Source organism: Rhizobium sp. HT1-10, from assembly GCF_049472505.1.
Taxonomy (GTDB): domain Bacteria; phylum Pseudomonadota; class Alphaproteobacteria; order Rhizobiales; family Rhizobiaceae; genus Rhizobium.
Genome location: NZ_JBCEBQ010000005.1, coordinates 17,183 through 31,715 on the forward strand (window position 1 = coordinate 17,183; position 14,533 = coordinate 31,715).

At 58.2% G+C, this 14,533-nt stretch carries 18 protein-coding genes; 9 read left to right on the forward strand and 9 right to left on the reverse strand.

Translation table 11 applies throughout. The features are described 5' to 3' along the window. Window positions 1-6 precede the first annotated feature (6 nt). The 4 genes from VH564_RS14480 (at window position 7) to VH564_RS14495 (ending at window position 2,304) form a co-directional block, all read left to right on the forward strand. Window positions 7-402 carry a VOC family protein gene (locus tag VH564_RS14480; RefSeq protein ID WP_423340559.1) on the forward strand — a complete coding sequence of 132 codons (396 nt, stop codon included), beginning with the start codon at window positions 7-9 and terminating at the stop codon, window positions 400-402. A gap of 1 nt (window position 403) precedes the next feature. Continuing rightward, window positions 404-1,387, forward strand: a complete 984-nt coding sequence (locus VH564_RS14485; RefSeq protein WP_423340560.1) for a saccharopine dehydrogenase family protein — start codon at window positions 404-406, stop codon at window positions 1,385-1,387. Between the two features lie 12 nt (window positions 1,388-1,399). After that, the gene (locus tag VH564_RS14490; protein WP_056330812.1) at window positions 1,400-1,726 is read left to right on the forward strand and encodes a nuclear transport factor 2 family protein; all 327 of its coding nucleotides are present in this window, start codon (window positions 1,400-1,402) and stop codon (window positions 1,724-1,726) included. 107 nt (window positions 1,727-1,833) lie between these two features. Then, window positions 1,834-2,304, forward strand: coding sequence for a nuclear transport factor 2 family protein (locus VH564_RS14495; RefSeq protein ID WP_423340561.1), 471 nt, complete (start codon window positions 1,834-1,836; stop codon window positions 2,302-2,304). 74 nt (window positions 2,305-2,378) lie between these two features. On the opposite strand, the gene VH564_RS14500 is transcribed toward VH564_RS14495, so the two are convergent. Continuing rightward, a complete protein-coding gene (locus VH564_RS14500) occupies window positions 2,379-3,296 on the reverse strand; it encodes a LysR family transcriptional regulator (RefSeq protein ID WP_423340824.1) in 918 nt (305 codons plus the stop codon). A 139-nt stretch (window positions 3,297-3,435) separates the two neighbouring features. Here VH564_RS14500 and VH564_RS14505 point away from each other — a divergent pair, with 139 nt between their 5' ends. The 4 genes from VH564_RS14505 (at window position 3,436) to VH564_RS14520 (ending at window position 6,291) form a co-directional block, all read left to right on the forward strand. Then, entirely contained in the window at window positions 3,436-3,915 is a 480-nt protein-coding gene (locus tag VH564_RS14505) for a carboxymuconolactone decarboxylase family protein (protein WP_423340562.1), read from the forward strand. Between the two features lie 67 nt (window positions 3,916-3,982). Beyond that, a complete protein-coding gene (locus VH564_RS14510) occupies window positions 3,983-4,735 on the forward strand; it encodes an SDR family oxidoreductase (RefSeq protein ID WP_423340563.1) in 753 nt (250 codons plus the stop codon). A gap of 32 nt (window positions 4,736-4,767) precedes the next feature. After that, entirely contained in the window at window positions 4,768-5,193 is a 426-nt protein-coding gene (locus tag VH564_RS14515; RefSeq protein WP_423340564.1) for a cupin domain-containing protein, read from the forward strand. A 72-nt stretch (window positions 5,194-5,265) separates the two neighbouring features. Continuing rightward, window positions 5,266-6,291 carry a mechanosensitive ion channel family protein gene (locus VH564_RS14520; RefSeq protein WP_423340565.1) on the forward strand — a complete coding sequence of 342 codons (1,026 nt, stop codon included), beginning with the start codon at window positions 5,266-5,268 and terminating at the stop codon, window positions 6,289-6,291. Here VH564_RS14520 and VH564_RS14525 read toward each other — a convergent pair. Together VH564_RS14525 and VH564_RS14530 are read right to left on the reverse strand one after the other, a co-directional pair. Further along, entirely contained in the window at window positions 6,274-6,762 is a 489-nt protein-coding gene (locus tag VH564_RS14525; protein ID WP_069061727.1) for an Rrf2 family transcriptional regulator, read from the reverse strand. The genes VH564_RS14520 and VH564_RS14525 overlap by 18 nt on opposite strands. 283 nt (window positions 6,763-7,045) lie before the next feature. Continuing rightward, window positions 7,046-8,023: an oxidoreductase gene (locus tag VH564_RS14530; RefSeq protein ID WP_423340566.1), complete on the reverse strand. Its 978-nt coding sequence runs from the start codon at window positions 8,021-8,023 to the stop codon at window positions 7,046-7,048. Between the two features lie 90 nt (window positions 8,024-8,113). On the opposite strand from VH564_RS14530, the gene VH564_RS14535 reads away from it, so the two are divergent. Beyond that, on the forward strand, window positions 8,114-9,055 hold the full coding sequence (locus tag VH564_RS14535; RefSeq protein WP_423340567.1) for an AraC family transcriptional regulator: 942 nt from the start codon (window positions 8,114-8,116) through the stop codon (window positions 9,053-9,055). A gap of 329 nt (window positions 9,056-9,384) precedes the next feature. Here the strand turns inward: VH564_RS14535 and VH564_RS14540 are convergent, their stop codons facing one another. From VH564_RS14540 to VH564_RS14565, 6 genes are all read right to left on the reverse strand, one after another. Beyond that, window positions 9,385-10,323, reverse strand: a complete 939-nt coding sequence (locus tag VH564_RS14540; RefSeq protein ID WP_423340568.1) for a fructose bisphosphate aldolase — start codon at window positions 10,321-10,323, stop codon at window positions 9,385-9,387. A 133-nt stretch (window positions 10,324-10,456) separates the two neighbouring features. Next, window positions 10,457-11,272, reverse strand: a complete 816-nt coding sequence (locus tag VH564_RS14545; protein WP_423340569.1) for a GNAT family N-acetyltransferase — start codon at window positions 11,270-11,272, stop codon at window positions 10,457-10,459. A gap of 39 nt (window positions 11,273-11,311) precedes the next feature. Beyond that, complete coding sequence (locus VH564_RS14550) at window positions 11,312-11,785, reverse strand: DUF1348 family protein (protein ID WP_423340570.1); 474 nt, start codon at window positions 11,783-11,785, stop codon at window positions 11,312-11,314. Then, window positions 11,782-12,405, reverse strand: coding sequence for a pyridoxamine 5'-phosphate oxidase family protein (locus VH564_RS14555; RefSeq protein WP_423340571.1), 624 nt, complete (start codon window positions 12,403-12,405; stop codon window positions 11,782-11,784). Before VH564_RS14555 ends, VH564_RS14550 begins: the two co-directional genes overlap by 4 nt. Before the next feature lie 88 nt (window positions 12,406-12,493). Continuing rightward, window positions 12,494-13,480 carry an MBL fold metallo-hydrolase gene (locus VH564_RS14560; protein WP_423340572.1) on the reverse strand — a complete coding sequence of 329 codons (987 nt, stop codon included), beginning with the start codon at window positions 13,478-13,480 and terminating at the stop codon, window positions 12,494-12,496. Between the two features lie 122 nt (window positions 13,481-13,602). Further along, the gene (locus VH564_RS14565; protein ID WP_423340573.1) at window positions 13,603-14,322 is read right to left on the reverse strand and encodes an alpha/beta hydrolase; all 720 of its coding nucleotides are present in this window, start codon (window positions 14,320-14,322) and stop codon (window positions 13,603-13,605) included. Between the last annotated feature and the right edge of the window lie 211 nt (window positions 14,323-14,533).

The window sequence follows — 14,533 nt, forward strand, 5'->3', positions numbered from 1 at the left end:
AGCAGGATGCTCGACCATATCTTCATTTCCGTCAGCGACATTGATCGCTCGATCGCGTTCTACGAGGTGGCGCTAGCCCCACTCGGGATCGTCCATGCTCATGACTACGAGGGAAAGGATGGTCCTCCCGAACATCCCGACCTAAAGGGGTTTGGGGCGAACGGCAAAGTATTTTTCTGGCTCCGCGAAGGCGTAGTCGAAGGCCGTGCCGCTCATATCGGCTTCGTCGCCAACGGTACCTCCCAGGTCGATACCGCCTTTGCCGCCGCCATGATGGCAGGCGCCTCGGAAATCCATCCACCGGGAACACAGCTCCACTACGACCCCCGCTATTACGCCGCCCAGGTCCGTGATCCGGACGGCTACAGCCTCGAATTCGTCTTCAAGGAATGGCAGCACTGACATGACAAAACTGATGATCTACGGCGCGACCGGCTATACCGGCCGCATGGCGGCGGAGCATGCGAAGGCAGCTGGTACGCCCTTGGTTCTCGCCGGCCGAAACGAAGCGACCCTCTCGACGCTTTCTGCAGAACTCGGCGTCGAATACCGCGTCTTTGGTCTCGACGATTCTGCAGCGGTCGATGCCGGTCTGGCCGGCATCACCGTCCTCCTAAACTGCGCCGGACCGTTTATGCGCACGGCCGATGCCCTGATGAAGGCGTCGATCCGCAACAGTATCCACTATCTCGACACGGCCGCCGAACTCGATAGCTATCGTCTGGCTGAGACTTTCGACGACAAAGCGAAGGCTGCAAGCGTCATGCTCATGCCGGGAGGCGGTGGCAGTGTCGCCATGCTCGGCAGTCTCGCGGGACATACGGTCTCGCGCGTGAACGATCCTCGCAGGATCAGGATCGCGCTTCTTGTCGCCGGCGGGCTTTCTCGTGGATCGGCGATTAGCGCCATGGAGAACGTCACCGTAGAGACCCTGGCACGAAGGGATGGCGAGCTTGTCGCCGTTGCCGCCGACGGCACCCGCAAATTCGATTTCGGCAAGGGCGCGGTCGACTGCTTTCCGGTGACCCTGCCCGATCTCATCACCATCTGGCGTGCGACGGGCGTCCCTGATGTGGAAACCTTCGTACATGTCACCGGCGATGGCTTCCCGCAGGGCGACCTTTCGGCGCTCCCGGACGGACCGAGCGAAGAGGACCGGCTGGCGAACCGCTACCAGGCATCCATCGAAGTCACCGGGGCAGACGGAAAGGTCACCCGTTCCATCCTCGATACGGTCAACGGCTACACCTTCACGGCGATGGCAGCAGCCGAGGCCAGCCGACGTGTTCTTGGTGGCGAATTCCACCCCGGCTTTCAGACGCCTGCTGCCCTGTTCGGAAGCGGCTTCGCACAGACCATCGCCGATACCTCGATCAACGATGTCTGAGGAACCGGCAAAATGCAGAAGCTCGTCGAATCATTTATCGCGACTGCCAATGCCTTCGACGTCGAAGGGGCTCTGTCTCTGTTCGCAGCCGACGCCGTCATCGACGATGTCTCGGTCGGCGACGCTTTTGTCGGCCAGGATGGTGTCCGCCAATACCTCGAGCGTTTCTTCGTCGGCTTCAGCACCAGCAGCAAGCTGTTGTCCGTCGAAGAACTGGACGGCCTCCATTCGGACGTCCGGCTCGATTTCACCGGCGATTTCGGACACGAGATAGGGATCTTGAAGATCACGGTGAATCCCGACGGCCTGATCGAGCGCATCGACGCCGATCTCGAATAACAGACCAACCTTCCAGTCCTATCCAACCAGACCCATCGGCGCACAGCGCGCCGATGCCGGGAAGGGTTTGCATTCCGCACGCCTCCGGCACGACAAGGAGCACGTTCATGACCATATCGCCATCGTTCGTACAAGATGCCGCAGACAGGCTCGCGGTCGTCGAGGCCCTCTATCGCTTCACCGCCGGTATCGATCTTCGCGACACCAATCTCCTCGCTTCCTCGCTGGCAGAGAATGCCGTCTCCGACTTCCGGCCGGCTGCTGCCAAGGCCGGTTTCGACTATCCGGTCATTGAGGGCCGGGATGTCATAGTCGCTGCGCTGACGACATCGCTTGCTACCCTGGACACCACGCATTCCGTCAGCAATCCGCGGGTGGCGATCGATGGCGACACTGCACGCATGGATGTTCTCGTAGAGGCGCAGCACGTTCCCCGCAGCGATCCCTCGCGTCACTACCTGATGAAGAACCGCTACGACGTCGAGCTGATCCGGGCAGGCAACGTCTGGGTCATCACGCGCAATACGGTCGACAATGTCTGGCGGACGGGCGATCTGACGGTTCTCTCCGAGATCTAAGCCTCCAAAGAAGAAGACGCGAATGGAATGGCGGTGGGATTGATTTCTACCGCCATTCTCGCTCGCCAATCAGATCAGGCAGTTACTGCCTCAGCCGTCCCCATCAATACATCCTCACCAACGGCATCGACCACGAAATCCAGGACAGCACGGACACGCAGCGGAAGATTTCGGCGCGAGGCGTAGACGACAGTGATAGGCAACCGCACGGGCGGAAAGGCCGGCATCATTTTGACCAAGCGTCCCGCAGCGATGTCTTCACGTGCAAGAATGTGAGACAGCACTGCCAATCCACCGCCGGCGAGTGCGGCGCGATGCACCGCTCCGGTATTGTTGAACATCATCCTCGGGTTGACCCTGACCCTTTCGATGTCGGCGCCATTCAAAAAACTCCAGGACCGCCCCTCACCGCCTCGATGATAGCAGATGCAATCATGGTCGGGGAGCTCAAGCAGATGGCCGGGCATACCCCGCCTCTGGACATAGCTGGGCGCGGCAACAAGGAAGGCTGTCGTCCAGCCGATCCGGCGACAGATCAGATTGCTATCGGACACCTCGCCAAGGCGGACTTCGAGATCGATCCCCTCGCCGATCAGGTTCGAAGGTTGTTCGCAAAAGACGATATCGACGGAAAGACCGGGGCGATCCGTCAAGAAGGCGGGAAGCCGATCGCTGATGTAGAGACCGAGCGCCGCCGGAAGACAAATCTTGACTTTGCCGGAAGCCATGGTGCCATCAGCGGACGCGGCCTCGCCGAGTGCTTCCACCGCATCGATAACCTCCTGTGCCATCGAAATCATCTGCTCGCCCTCTACGGTCAGGGAAAGGGCGTTGGTCGATCGGTGGAACAGCCTTGTGCTGTAGTGTTCCTCAAGTGATGAGACCTGCCGCGACACCGCCGGCTGGGTCAGACCGCGATCCAGCGCCGCCGCAGAGAATGAGCCAGTCTCGGCTACGCGCAAGAATGTCCTCAGTGCTGAAACGACGTCCATCCTGCTCCCCCTCTGCCCCCCATACCATTTGGAATAAGCGTTATGCCGAAAGCTTAGGCTGGTTTTGGTTGCCTGTCCAGCAATTACGGATATTACATATCCATAAGGATATTTAGAGTCCTTAATAACGGAGAAAGCCATGACACAGCGCCTCAACTACGCCGCACAGTCCCCCGAATTTTTCAAGAAGATATCCGAGCTCAGCATGTCGCTGAAAGACAGCGTCATCGAGCAGTCGATCCGCGATCTCGTCAATATCCGTGCCTCGCAAATCAATGGCTGCGCCTTCTGCCTCGACATGCATGTGAAGGAAGCCAAGATCCACGGCGAGAGCGAACTTCGCCTCTATCACGTTTCGATCTGGCGGGAATCCAACCTGTTCATTCCCCGCGAACGGGCAGCCCTTGCCTGGACGGAAGCCGTTACCGAGCTGCCTGAAGGCGGCATTCCGGACGAGCTTTACGAGCGTGTCCGCGGCCAGCTCTCGGAGAAGGAAGTCTCCGACCTCACCTTCTCGATCATGACCATCAATGCCTGGAACCGTGTCAGCATCGCCTTCAAGTCCGTGCCCGGCTCGGCCGACAAGCTCTACGGTCTCGACAAGGCCGGCCTCAACTGAGGTCCGAAAGACACCCGCATTTCACCGACAACCACACGATGTCAGCACGCCTGACGGAGGAACGAGCATGAAAATCGTCATCATCGGCGGAACCGGCCTGATCGGTTCGAAGACCACCGACCGCCTTCGGGCAAAAGGCATTGAAGTGATCGCCGCCTCTCCCAATACCGGCGTCAACACCATTACCGGCGAGGGGCTGGCCGAGGCGCTGGCGGGAACGGATGTGGTTCTCGATCTCGCCAATTCCCCATCCTTCGAGGACAAGGCAGTGATGGAGTTCTTCGAGACCTCCGGCCGCAATCTGCTCGCTGCCGAAAAGGCGGCTGGCGTGAAGCACCACATCGCGCTCTCCGTCGTCGGAACGGACAAGCTCCAGGATAGCGGATACTTCCGCGCCAAGCTGGCGCAGGAGAAGCTGATCCGCGAGGCCGGCATTCCCTACACGATCGTTCACTCAACCCAGTTCATGGAGTTTCTCGGCGGCATCGCGCAGTCCGCCCTGGTTGAAGGCAAGGTGCATCTGTCGCCGGCCTTCGTGCAACCCATCGCCTCCGACGATGTCGCGGATGCGATGGCTGACGTGGCGCTTGAACCCCCGGTCAACGGTTTGATCGAGATCGCCGGACCGGAGCGCTTCCCGCTGAACGAACTGGTCGCCCGCTATATGGAAGCGACGGGAGACACCCGACAGGTCGTTGCCGATCCGCAAGCCAAATACTTCGGCGCCCACCTGGAAGACCGCACGCTGGTTTCCGACAACAATCCGCGGCTCGGCAAGATCGGTTTTGTACAGTGGTTCGCCACAGCTCCTCGCAAGTGAATTCCAGTCCGCAATCACGAAGGAAGAATGTCATGATCAGAAGAACCATTTCCGCGGTGGCGATCGCCATCGTCACGTCAGTAACCGCGATTGCGCATGACGCACCGGGTGGCGGTTCAGCATCGAAGGTCACCCTCGTCTATGAACACGAGCTGCCGAATGTGCCGGGCAAAAGCCTCAAGGGCGTTCTGGTCGAGTACGGTCCGGGTGGGTATTCCGACGCGCATACGCACCCTGACAGCGCCTTCATCTACGCCACCGTGCTGGAGGGATCGATCCTAAGCCAGGTGAATGACGGTCCGGTCAGGGAATACAAGGCTGGAGAACACTTCTCCGAACTACCGGGCGACCGCCACGGCGTCAGCAAGAACGGCAGCGACACGAAGCCCGCCAAGCTTCTCGCCGTCTTCGTGGTCGATACCAATCAAAAGGAACTGACCTACCCGATCAAGAAGTAGAGATCTCGACAAGGACCGGATGCCGTTGCCGCATCCGGTCCCCTTTGCCCTTTAAGTCTGGAGTGACCTGCCATGGCCGTTGACCTTTCCGCACTGGCATTCGCAATCGTCGATATCGTGGGCGTGATCGGCATCCTTGTCTGGCATGTTCAGGGCAAGGATCGACCAACGGCGCGCCTCATCGTCCAGATCCTGTTCTTTGCAGCAATGACCGCGACGTTCCTGTCGCAGGGTATCCTTCCGTTTCGCGTGACGACGGGAGAGCTTGAAGGCCTGACCGCCTATCTCGGGAAATCCGCGCGCGTTCTCTGGTGGGTCCACCTCGCCTGGGCAACGATCGGCTTCGTACGCCTCTACATTGCGCTCGACCGCCGGCCGCAGGAGGTACGACTGATCCAGGATCTGATCGTCGCCGGCGTTTATCTGGGCGTTACGCTTTCCATCATCGGCTTCGTGTTCGGCGCACCGATCGGCACGCTCGTCGCCACCTCCGGCGTGGTCGCCATCATCCTTGGGCTTGCCCTCCAGAACACCTTGGGCGACCTGTTCTCTGGCGTGGCCCTCACACTTGGCCGACCGTTCTCGATCGGCGACTGGATCCAGTTAGCCGACGGCACAGAAGGACGCGTCGTCCAGAACAACTGGCGCTCGACGCAAATCCTGACGCCGGCACATAACGTTGTTGTTGTTCCCAACAGCGCGCTCGCCAAGCTCAGTCTTACCAACCTGACGCGACCGGATGAATCGCACCTCGTCATATTTGCCATCCGCATTGCGGCCGACCGAGAGCCATCCGCCATCGAAGCAATTTTGTTGTCTGCACTGGAGGATTGCCGGTTCATTGTTCAGGAGCCGAAGCCAATCGTGGCATTCAAGGGGATCGATGCGATCGCAATCGATGTCGAATTGCTGTTCCGCGTGACCAGCCCTGCCAACCGAGTGCCGGCGCGCAATGAGATCATCGACGTCGTCAGCCAACACTGCGCGACCCATGGTCTCGGCTTTGCAATGCCGGCGCACGCCTATCTTGTCGTCGCTAGTCAGGGTGACAAGGCGGAGGAACCCGGATCGGTCCGCGCTCTACCCCGCGCGCTTTAGCACCCAATCGAACGTTCCCGCCCAGATGCCCGGATCGACTTCCTGCTCCAGCGTTTTCCCAAGGTCGGCAAACGTGACCTTGCGAAGCGCAGTGCGCCAGGCTTCGTCGGCCTCCCACATGATCCGCGCAATCGCACACGAACCGCTCTCACAATAGTCCTTGGGTCGGCAGGGATTGTTGGCACGGATGTTCTGGCAGACGAAGGTCCGGCCTTTCCCCTCCACAGCTTCGACGACATCAAGGAAATTCAGCTCTGCCGGCGCCCTTGCCAGACGATAGCCGCCCGAAGGGCCAAGTGTCGTATGGACGAGTCCGGCCTGCGACAGGCTCTGCAGTGCCTTTGAAAGATATTCCTTTGGAAGCCCATGCAGTTCTGCCAGCGCCTTGGTCGACAGATAGCGCCCGTCAGGCAGGCCGGCGAGAATGGCGCAACAGTGGAGTGCCCATTCGACTTGGCTTTTGAGGATCATGCGATGGGGACCTTGGAATGAAATTAAGGATATATGATATCCCTATTTTGAATCGCTGTAAATACAGGCGATTGCTGGATGGACCATTTGGCCTGGCATGCTAAATGTCCATCATACGGCTATCGATCGATTTCGGTCCGATGCATCGCACCGATCCGTGTCGGAACGGTACTCGAATTTATTGGTGAAATGGTGCGGCAGAATTGATTGATGGCATCTTCGAATAGCTGACAATCTTTCGGAGATACGGCCATCCCCAGGGGAATGGCCGTAAGTTGCCTGCTCAGCCCGGACGACCACCCAGCGACAAGCCGGTCAACTGCTCCGAAACCAGCCAGAGCCGTTCCGCCGCCTGTGGATACATGGCCCAAGGCGCCACACCTTTGGTGCCGTCCGTCTCCGCTTGCGGCAGGGCGACCTCGCAATCTTCGCAATACACACCGCCGATACCGTCGAGTTCGGGCCGCGTTGCTGCCCAGAGGCTCGTTGCTGCCCCTTGTTCCGGCGTCTTGAGATCGCGCGATGGATCGACCCGGCGATTGCCATTCTCGTCATAGACATCGAAAGAATTGATCTCGTCTTCGCTGAGATGGCGGGCGAGATCGGTCAGGATAACGCCCGGATGCAATGAAAATGCCCGTACGCCAAGCGCTGCTCCACGTCGATCAAGCGCTAGGGCGAACAGCGCGTTTGCTGTCTTCGCCTGGCCATAGGCCTGCCACTTGTCATAGGGGCGCGTCTTGAAATCAATGTCGTCGAAGTCGACCGGCCCGATTTGATGACCGCGCGACGATACAGAGATCACCCGCGCGCCGTCTGCCTTGACAAGTGCTGGCCACAGACCTGCAACCAGCCGGAAATGGCCGAGATGATTGGTGGCAAACTGGCTCTCGTGCCCAGCCTGATCCCGGGCAAGCGGCGTTGCCATGATGCCGGCGCTGTTGACCAGGATTGAGATCGGCATGCCCGCCGCAACGATCCTGCCAGCAAAGGCGGCAACCGATGAGGGATCCGCAAGATCCATCGCTTCGATAACAACATTGTCGATACCGGCAAGTGTACGTTCGGCCTTTTCGCGATTGCGGGCCGGTACGATGACACGAGCGCCGGCACCTGCGAGCGCCCGCGTCGTTTCGACGCCGAGACCGGAATAGCCGCCGGTGACAATCGCCGTCTTGCCGGAAAGGTCGATGCCCTCGGTGACCTCGCGCGCCGTGCTGTATGCGCTGAAACGAGATCCAATAGGTTTTTGTTCGGACATTCGTTGCTCCTTCATTTATGGCTCTGGTGTCCGTCCCTTATATTGGATAGGTTCTCGGAGCCCCCAGCCTGCAGGATCCGGATTTCTGTCGTGATCGTCCAAAATATTCATGATCCTCTCTCCGATGTGCTTAGCGCCATCGATGCGCGGGCGCTGTTTTCTGTGCGTTTCGCGGCAGGCGGCTCGTGGTCCGTTGCTTTTCCACCACCGGGCTACCTCAAATTCAATGCAATCCGCGAAGGTGGTGCCTGGCTGATCTCGGAGGGAGAGGCGCCGTTGCGCATTGAAGCCGGCGATTGTCTGGTGGTCAGCGGCAAGGCGTTTATGCTTTGCAGCGATCCCAACGTGAAGCCGATTGCGGCGGCAGAGGTGTTCGCCGGGGGCAGTCTCGATGTCTCAGTGGGCGATGGTCGGGATTTCGTTCTGCTCGGCGGCAGCGTCAACCTCGACACCGTCGACGGATCACTCCTCACCGACGCCCTCCCGCCTGTCTTCGTGATCAACCGCGAAGAGGCCGGACCGATAGGCTGGCTGCTCGAACAGTTGGACTTGGAGTGGAACAGCGCAGCACCTGGTGCTCGCATTGCCTGCAACGACCTGCTGCGGCTGGTGTTTATCCATGTTCTGCGTGCCTATATGGCGCGCCAGACATCTCAGCATCCCGGCTGGCTCGCCGGACTTGCCGATGCCCGTCTAGCTCCGGCACTGCGGGCCATCCACGCCGATCCGTCGCACCGCTGGACGGTTGAGGCACTCGCGTCTCTTGCTGGCCAGTCCCGCTCCGGATTTGCCGAGAAATTTCGCGCCACTGTCGGAGCATCGCCGATCGACTATATCGCGGGCTGGCGGATGCGGCTTGCAGCCGCTCGCCTGCGGCGTGGCACCGAGCCGCTGCCACGGATTGCTCAGTCGCTCGGCTATGCGTCCGATAGCGCTTTTGCCGCCAGCTTCCGCCGCGCCCTTGGCCAATCACCTGCGCGTTACCGTGCCCTGTATCGCGACAAAAAGCAGGGTGAGGTTGTCAGGTCGTGACTGCTGTCCTGCCAATTGGCCGATCGAGTGCGCCGGGAAATACAACGGCTAAACAAGTCGCCATTATCTGTAACCGCCTCCGGTACGCCCCCGGCAGCATCATATCGCCTTGAACGGATTCGAACTCTCGGCGCCATATTTGTCGTTGAAATTTCAAATTGATTCAACTCTTTGGCTTCCCAAGCCGAGATAATGTCCTACGGGTGAACCAACCGCCGACAAAGCCGTAGATCTGATCTCACCACCTGTCCGGTGGTTGAGGAGTGTCGCGTAAAGGCAAATTTGTCGTCGGTGCAACAGGGAACAGGCCTTGAAATTCAAGTAGTCATTCATTGCAGTCTCGGATGCACCACGTCAGCGTTCTCGCCTTTCTGTGCACTAGCCAGATATATTTCCTCAATGTTTTGAGAGAGATTTCGGTCGAATTCGGCGTTCGGCATGGAAACACGTAGATTCTCAAAAAGAGCCCGCGAGAAGCTTCCAATCAACCCGGTGTTCTCTCTGAGTTTTTCACAAGCAACCTTTAGACTATAGCCCCCGGATAAGGCAAAAACTCGGGCAACCTTGGGATGCTCGACAAGGGCTGCGTAGAGATCCGGCTGACTTGGCAAAGTAAGCTTCAATATGACCTGCGTTCCATGAGCAAGCTCGGAAAGGTTCTTGAGGATTTCCTTTACCAATATGTCTTCGGCAATCGATTTATCCGGGCTGCTGACGAGAACCTCAGGCTCGATAATCGGGATCAATCCACTCTTTAAGATCGTCGATGCCACGTCAAATTGTTGCCTGACAGCAGCAGAAATCCCTTTTTCGGACGCTGAATGGACGACCGAGCGCATTTTCGTCCCAAGGCATCCCTTTTCCAACGCGCGCTCAAGCAAATTGCCGAGATTGAGCATGGGCTTCATCAATTGAACGCCATCGTGCTCGGCCTCACGACCGCTGTCGACCTTTAGAAAGGAGACGATTCCGCGATCTTCCCAAAGGTATGCCGGGATTGATTTGGCGCCGATGGATTTCTCCATAGTATGTTCGAACAAAATGGCGCCAATGACACGCTCGCTTGAAAATCCGGGGGCGGTCATTATCCTCACGCGCATCGCATGGATAAGTTCAAGCATTTCCGTTTCGCCCTGATAGGCTGTATTCAATATACCATATGAGCTCAAGGCTTCAGGGGTAGACCCTCCGCTTTGATCGAGCGCTGCGATAACCCCGGGTGTTGAAGTCAGCCGAGTGGCCATTTCTTTGCGGGTTTCCGTATTCATGCGTACTTTCCCTTCTTCTTCAGGTCGAGCGAAACTTCGAGGAGTAGCTCAGCAAGAGCTAACGCGTGTCCCCGCGCCAGTGTCCCCGCCGGCGGGCCGATGGTGGGCGAGCCTATCGAGTAAGATTGACATCTCACAACTTGAAGTTCTTCCGGTGAAATGCGTGCCGGAAGCCCACTTTGCTAAGGTTATCGAAGGAAATATTAGGCTCTCCACCCACAGGTGCCAATGTCTCGACGGCGAATGTCGACACGCCGTTGCTGAGCCCTTGTTCGACACGGCTTTTGATTAGCGCTTTTTGAACGCCACGATTTCGGAACTCCGGAAGTGTCGTGCCGCCGCCTAACCATGCGTAGGTGCCAGACTGGTACATGGCGGCTGTCCCAACTGGATTGTCACCATCCAAGGCGAAGAAACAAGACCAACCTACTTTCCCGACGATTGCAGACCACAACCTCGTCAGGGTCGATGGAAAGTCGAAGCCTTTGCACACCATCGATCCAAAGAGCATGGCTTCCTCGACATGAACGAGACGCGTTCGGAAATAGTTGGGCTCCGAGAGGTTCACTGATGAGCCGTCGTAGACAAGCTTCGCCCAGCCAACACCGTACTCGAGCAGACCCTTGGCGAGGATCCAGTCTTTAGTCCCGGCCGAAGCCTTATCTATATTTACCTGGAGAAACCGGTGTCCGGTCTTTCCAATCATCCACCCATAGGCTTCCTCAAGATCTTTCACGGAGCTCAGTCCCAATACACGGTTCAGACCAATCGCCGGCGCGCTTGGCAGTGAGATTGCGCATCCACGGTTGATGGGCAGGCACTCAAAATGCTCTTCGGCTTTGAGCGTTGCCGGTGAGACATTGTACAGATCAACGAAGGCTTTGGCCTCGATAGCCTCTTCTTCTGCCGGAGATGAATGTTGTGAAAAATGCGAATTCAAATTGACCATGCCGCTGTCTTTGACTGATGGAGATGGAAACGAGGTCGATCAGAAACCAAGCTCGCTGAGCCCCGGGTGGTCGTCGGGCCGACGACCGAGCGGCCAGTGAAAGCGACGGTCTTCCACGCGGATCGGCAGGTCGTTAATGCAGGCGTATCGCTTGCGCATCAGGCCACCATCATTGAACTCCCAGTTCTCGTTGCCGAAAGATCGGAACCAATTGCCGCTGTCGTCATGCCACTCATAGGCAAACCTGACGGCAATCCTGTCGCCGTCGAACGCCCACAGCTCCTTGACCAGACGGTAGTCGAGCTCCCGCCGCCACTTTCCTGCAAGAAAAGCGACAATAGCCTCCCGGCCATTGACGAACTCGGCGCGGTTACGCCACTGACTATCAAAAGTGTACGCCAACGCGACCTTGCCCGGGTCCCGGCTATTCCAGCCATCTTCGGCAAGCCGCACCTTTTCGACAGCAGTCTCTGATGTAAACGGGGGCAAAGGCGGTCTTTGAGCGTCGGTCATTCGGATCTTCCTTCTAATCTTGCCCGCAACGCTGCATTTTCAGCTTCCAGCTGTTGCAGCTTCTGGCGAAGCGGCGCGACTCCTTGCTCAACCTGCTGTTCGGTGTAGCGGGGGATGATGTGCTGGGGACAGTTCCAGTCGTATGCTTCGAGCCGGAGCTTGAATATCCGCTCTGCACGGCCCCTATACGTCTGATCGGATACGAGGTCCGTGAGCGATTGGTCGGCGTCGAGCGTCAGCCGCTCGACGTGGGCATAGACTTTGAGCCGGGTCCGTTGGACATAGTCCATTAGGAACAGACAGGCGCGGTCGTTGGCTGCGAAATTCCCTGCGCTGATGTACTGGCGGTTTCCGCGATAGTCGGCAAATGCCATCGTTTGCGGATCAACAACCTTGAGGAAACCGGTTCTCCCACCACGATGTTGAACGTACGGCCAACCTGTTTCCGACACAGACGCCATATAGAAGCTGTCGCGCGTAGCGATGAAAGCGATCTCGTTCTCCGTCAAAGTATCCGATGGACGATCGTGCTCGCCCAGCCATATCTGGTCCACCCCCATATCCGCCTGCGCGGCTCGGACGCTTGGTGTCACGGCGACTTCCAGAAAGTGGTACGGCATACCCCGCCTCCAAACTTGCGCAGGCCCGCATCTGTGGACAATGCGGGCCCTGATCTACCTTCAGACGACCAATCGTTCGGCTAAAGGATCAGTCTTGCAAGGCCCAGTCGGCGACTTCCCAGCGCATCTGACCACGATCGGAGACCACGCGACCAAGACCGGGGAACGGCATATGGGTCGCAGCAATCAGCGCACCTTCCGAGGCAGCTAGTGGGAAGAAGCGATCGCGCATGGCTTTCGCAGCAGCCTGATCCTGTTCAAACAAGAAGAAGACGTCTGTTGCAGCGGGATGGACGACCGGGAAAATCATGTCGGAAACCATGATCAGGCTCTTGCCGCCATCCTCGATGCGGACGCCAATATGGCCAGGCGTATGGCCGGTCAGGTCGACAATCGAGACGCCTGGAACGATCTCGCGTTCTCCGTCGATCGCTTGCAGATTCGGATAGAGGCGCACCACCTCTTCAGCCATCTTGAAGCTGGGCTGCAGGAAATCGGGCGCCCCATTGCGCTTAGCCCGATCGGTCCAGTGCTTGACGTCACGGCGGTCTATATAGACCTCGGCATCGGGATAATTCTTCTTACCACCGAGTACCAAACCGCCCATGTGGTCCTGGTGCATATGGGTCACGATCACAGCATCAATCTGGCTCGGCTTCAGACCGAGCGTGGCCAGCGCCCGCGGGAGATGCCCGGTTTCCCCGATGGAACCTGCAGCGCCGGCATCGATGAGGATGCGTTGCTTACCGTCCTCTACGAGGTATTGATTGAACAGGAAACGTACCCCGCCGGGTCTACCCGTAAACTGGGAGTTCGCGACCTTTTCCACTTCGGAGGCTGAGCGTCCGGGGAAGTAGCTGTAGGGCATATCAGCATACCCATCCGTCAGTGCCGTTATCGTAAAGCGTCCGACATGAACCTGGGCGAACGGCGTTGTTGCGACCGGCTTTCGGGCAGCCTTGGGTGTTGCAGCCTGAGCAGTTAAGTCGCCGAGCAGACTTCCGCCGAGTACGGTTCCTCCGAGGAGCCCAAGAGGCAGTGCGCTCGCGAAAGCGCGGCGTGAAAGCTGAGGCATGCCATTCTCCTCTGATGGGGTCGCTGATACTTGTGATGTCTGTGAGCGTTTCGGCGAAAGAAAGTTGCGCATCGTGTTCCCCTAGTCGGTGATTGATGTTGGACAGCAGCCTACGCTCAGCATCAGCTTTGCCGGTTCGGCTCAGCTGATGTTTTAATAAGCGCTACGACTTCTTCAGGTTGGGACAGCATTACTGCATGGCTGCTGCTGACTTCTACGACCGTGGCTCCTGCGCGCGCGGCCATTGCCGCCTGCGCTTGAGCTGGAATCATTCGATCTTCAGTTGCGAGCAAGTAAAAGGATGGCTTGGCTTTCCATGCCGCAGAGGTGATCTTGCCCTGGACCGCTTCAAGGCCCCAAGGCCTCTGGGCGGCAGCCATGAACTGCGCTTCGGCGGGATCTATGTCGGCCGAGAATGCGGCCGCAAACTTCTGCGGATCGATTTTGATGAAGCCATCCTTCGGCGGAAGGAGCGGGGCTTTCTCCGCACCAGGGACCTCTTGCGAAGCAAGGTCGAAGACGGACTCCCCGGCTTCCGGAACGAAGGCTGCCAGATAAACGAGACTCACGACCTTTTCTTCGCTCCCTACCTCCGTAATGACGGCACCACCATAAGAATGCCCGACAAGCACAACCGGGTGTGAAGCCTCTGCGATCACACCCTTTGTGCGCCCAACATCTTGGGCAAAGGTGACTGCGGAATTTTGCACGACAAGGACTTCATAACCGTCTTGCGACAAGTTCTCGTAAACCTTCCGCCAACCGGAAGCATCGACAAATGCACCGTGCACGAGCACAATCGAAACGGGTTTGGATGATTGGTTCGAACGATCTAGGGTCATTACGCGATCTCCCGGGTGACATCATTTTTCACTGTTCTGACCGCGAAAGCCCAACATCGTCGAGTTTTGGGCGGATATGCATTGCCGTCGATGAGTGTGGTGGTTTTGCTAAGGAGGGGCTCCCTTCTCGCTTGACTGGTATCTTAGGGCTGATTGGGCCAACTCTCAATTGAGACCATGATCTCTTCGGACTAGACGAAGGGACTGCAGA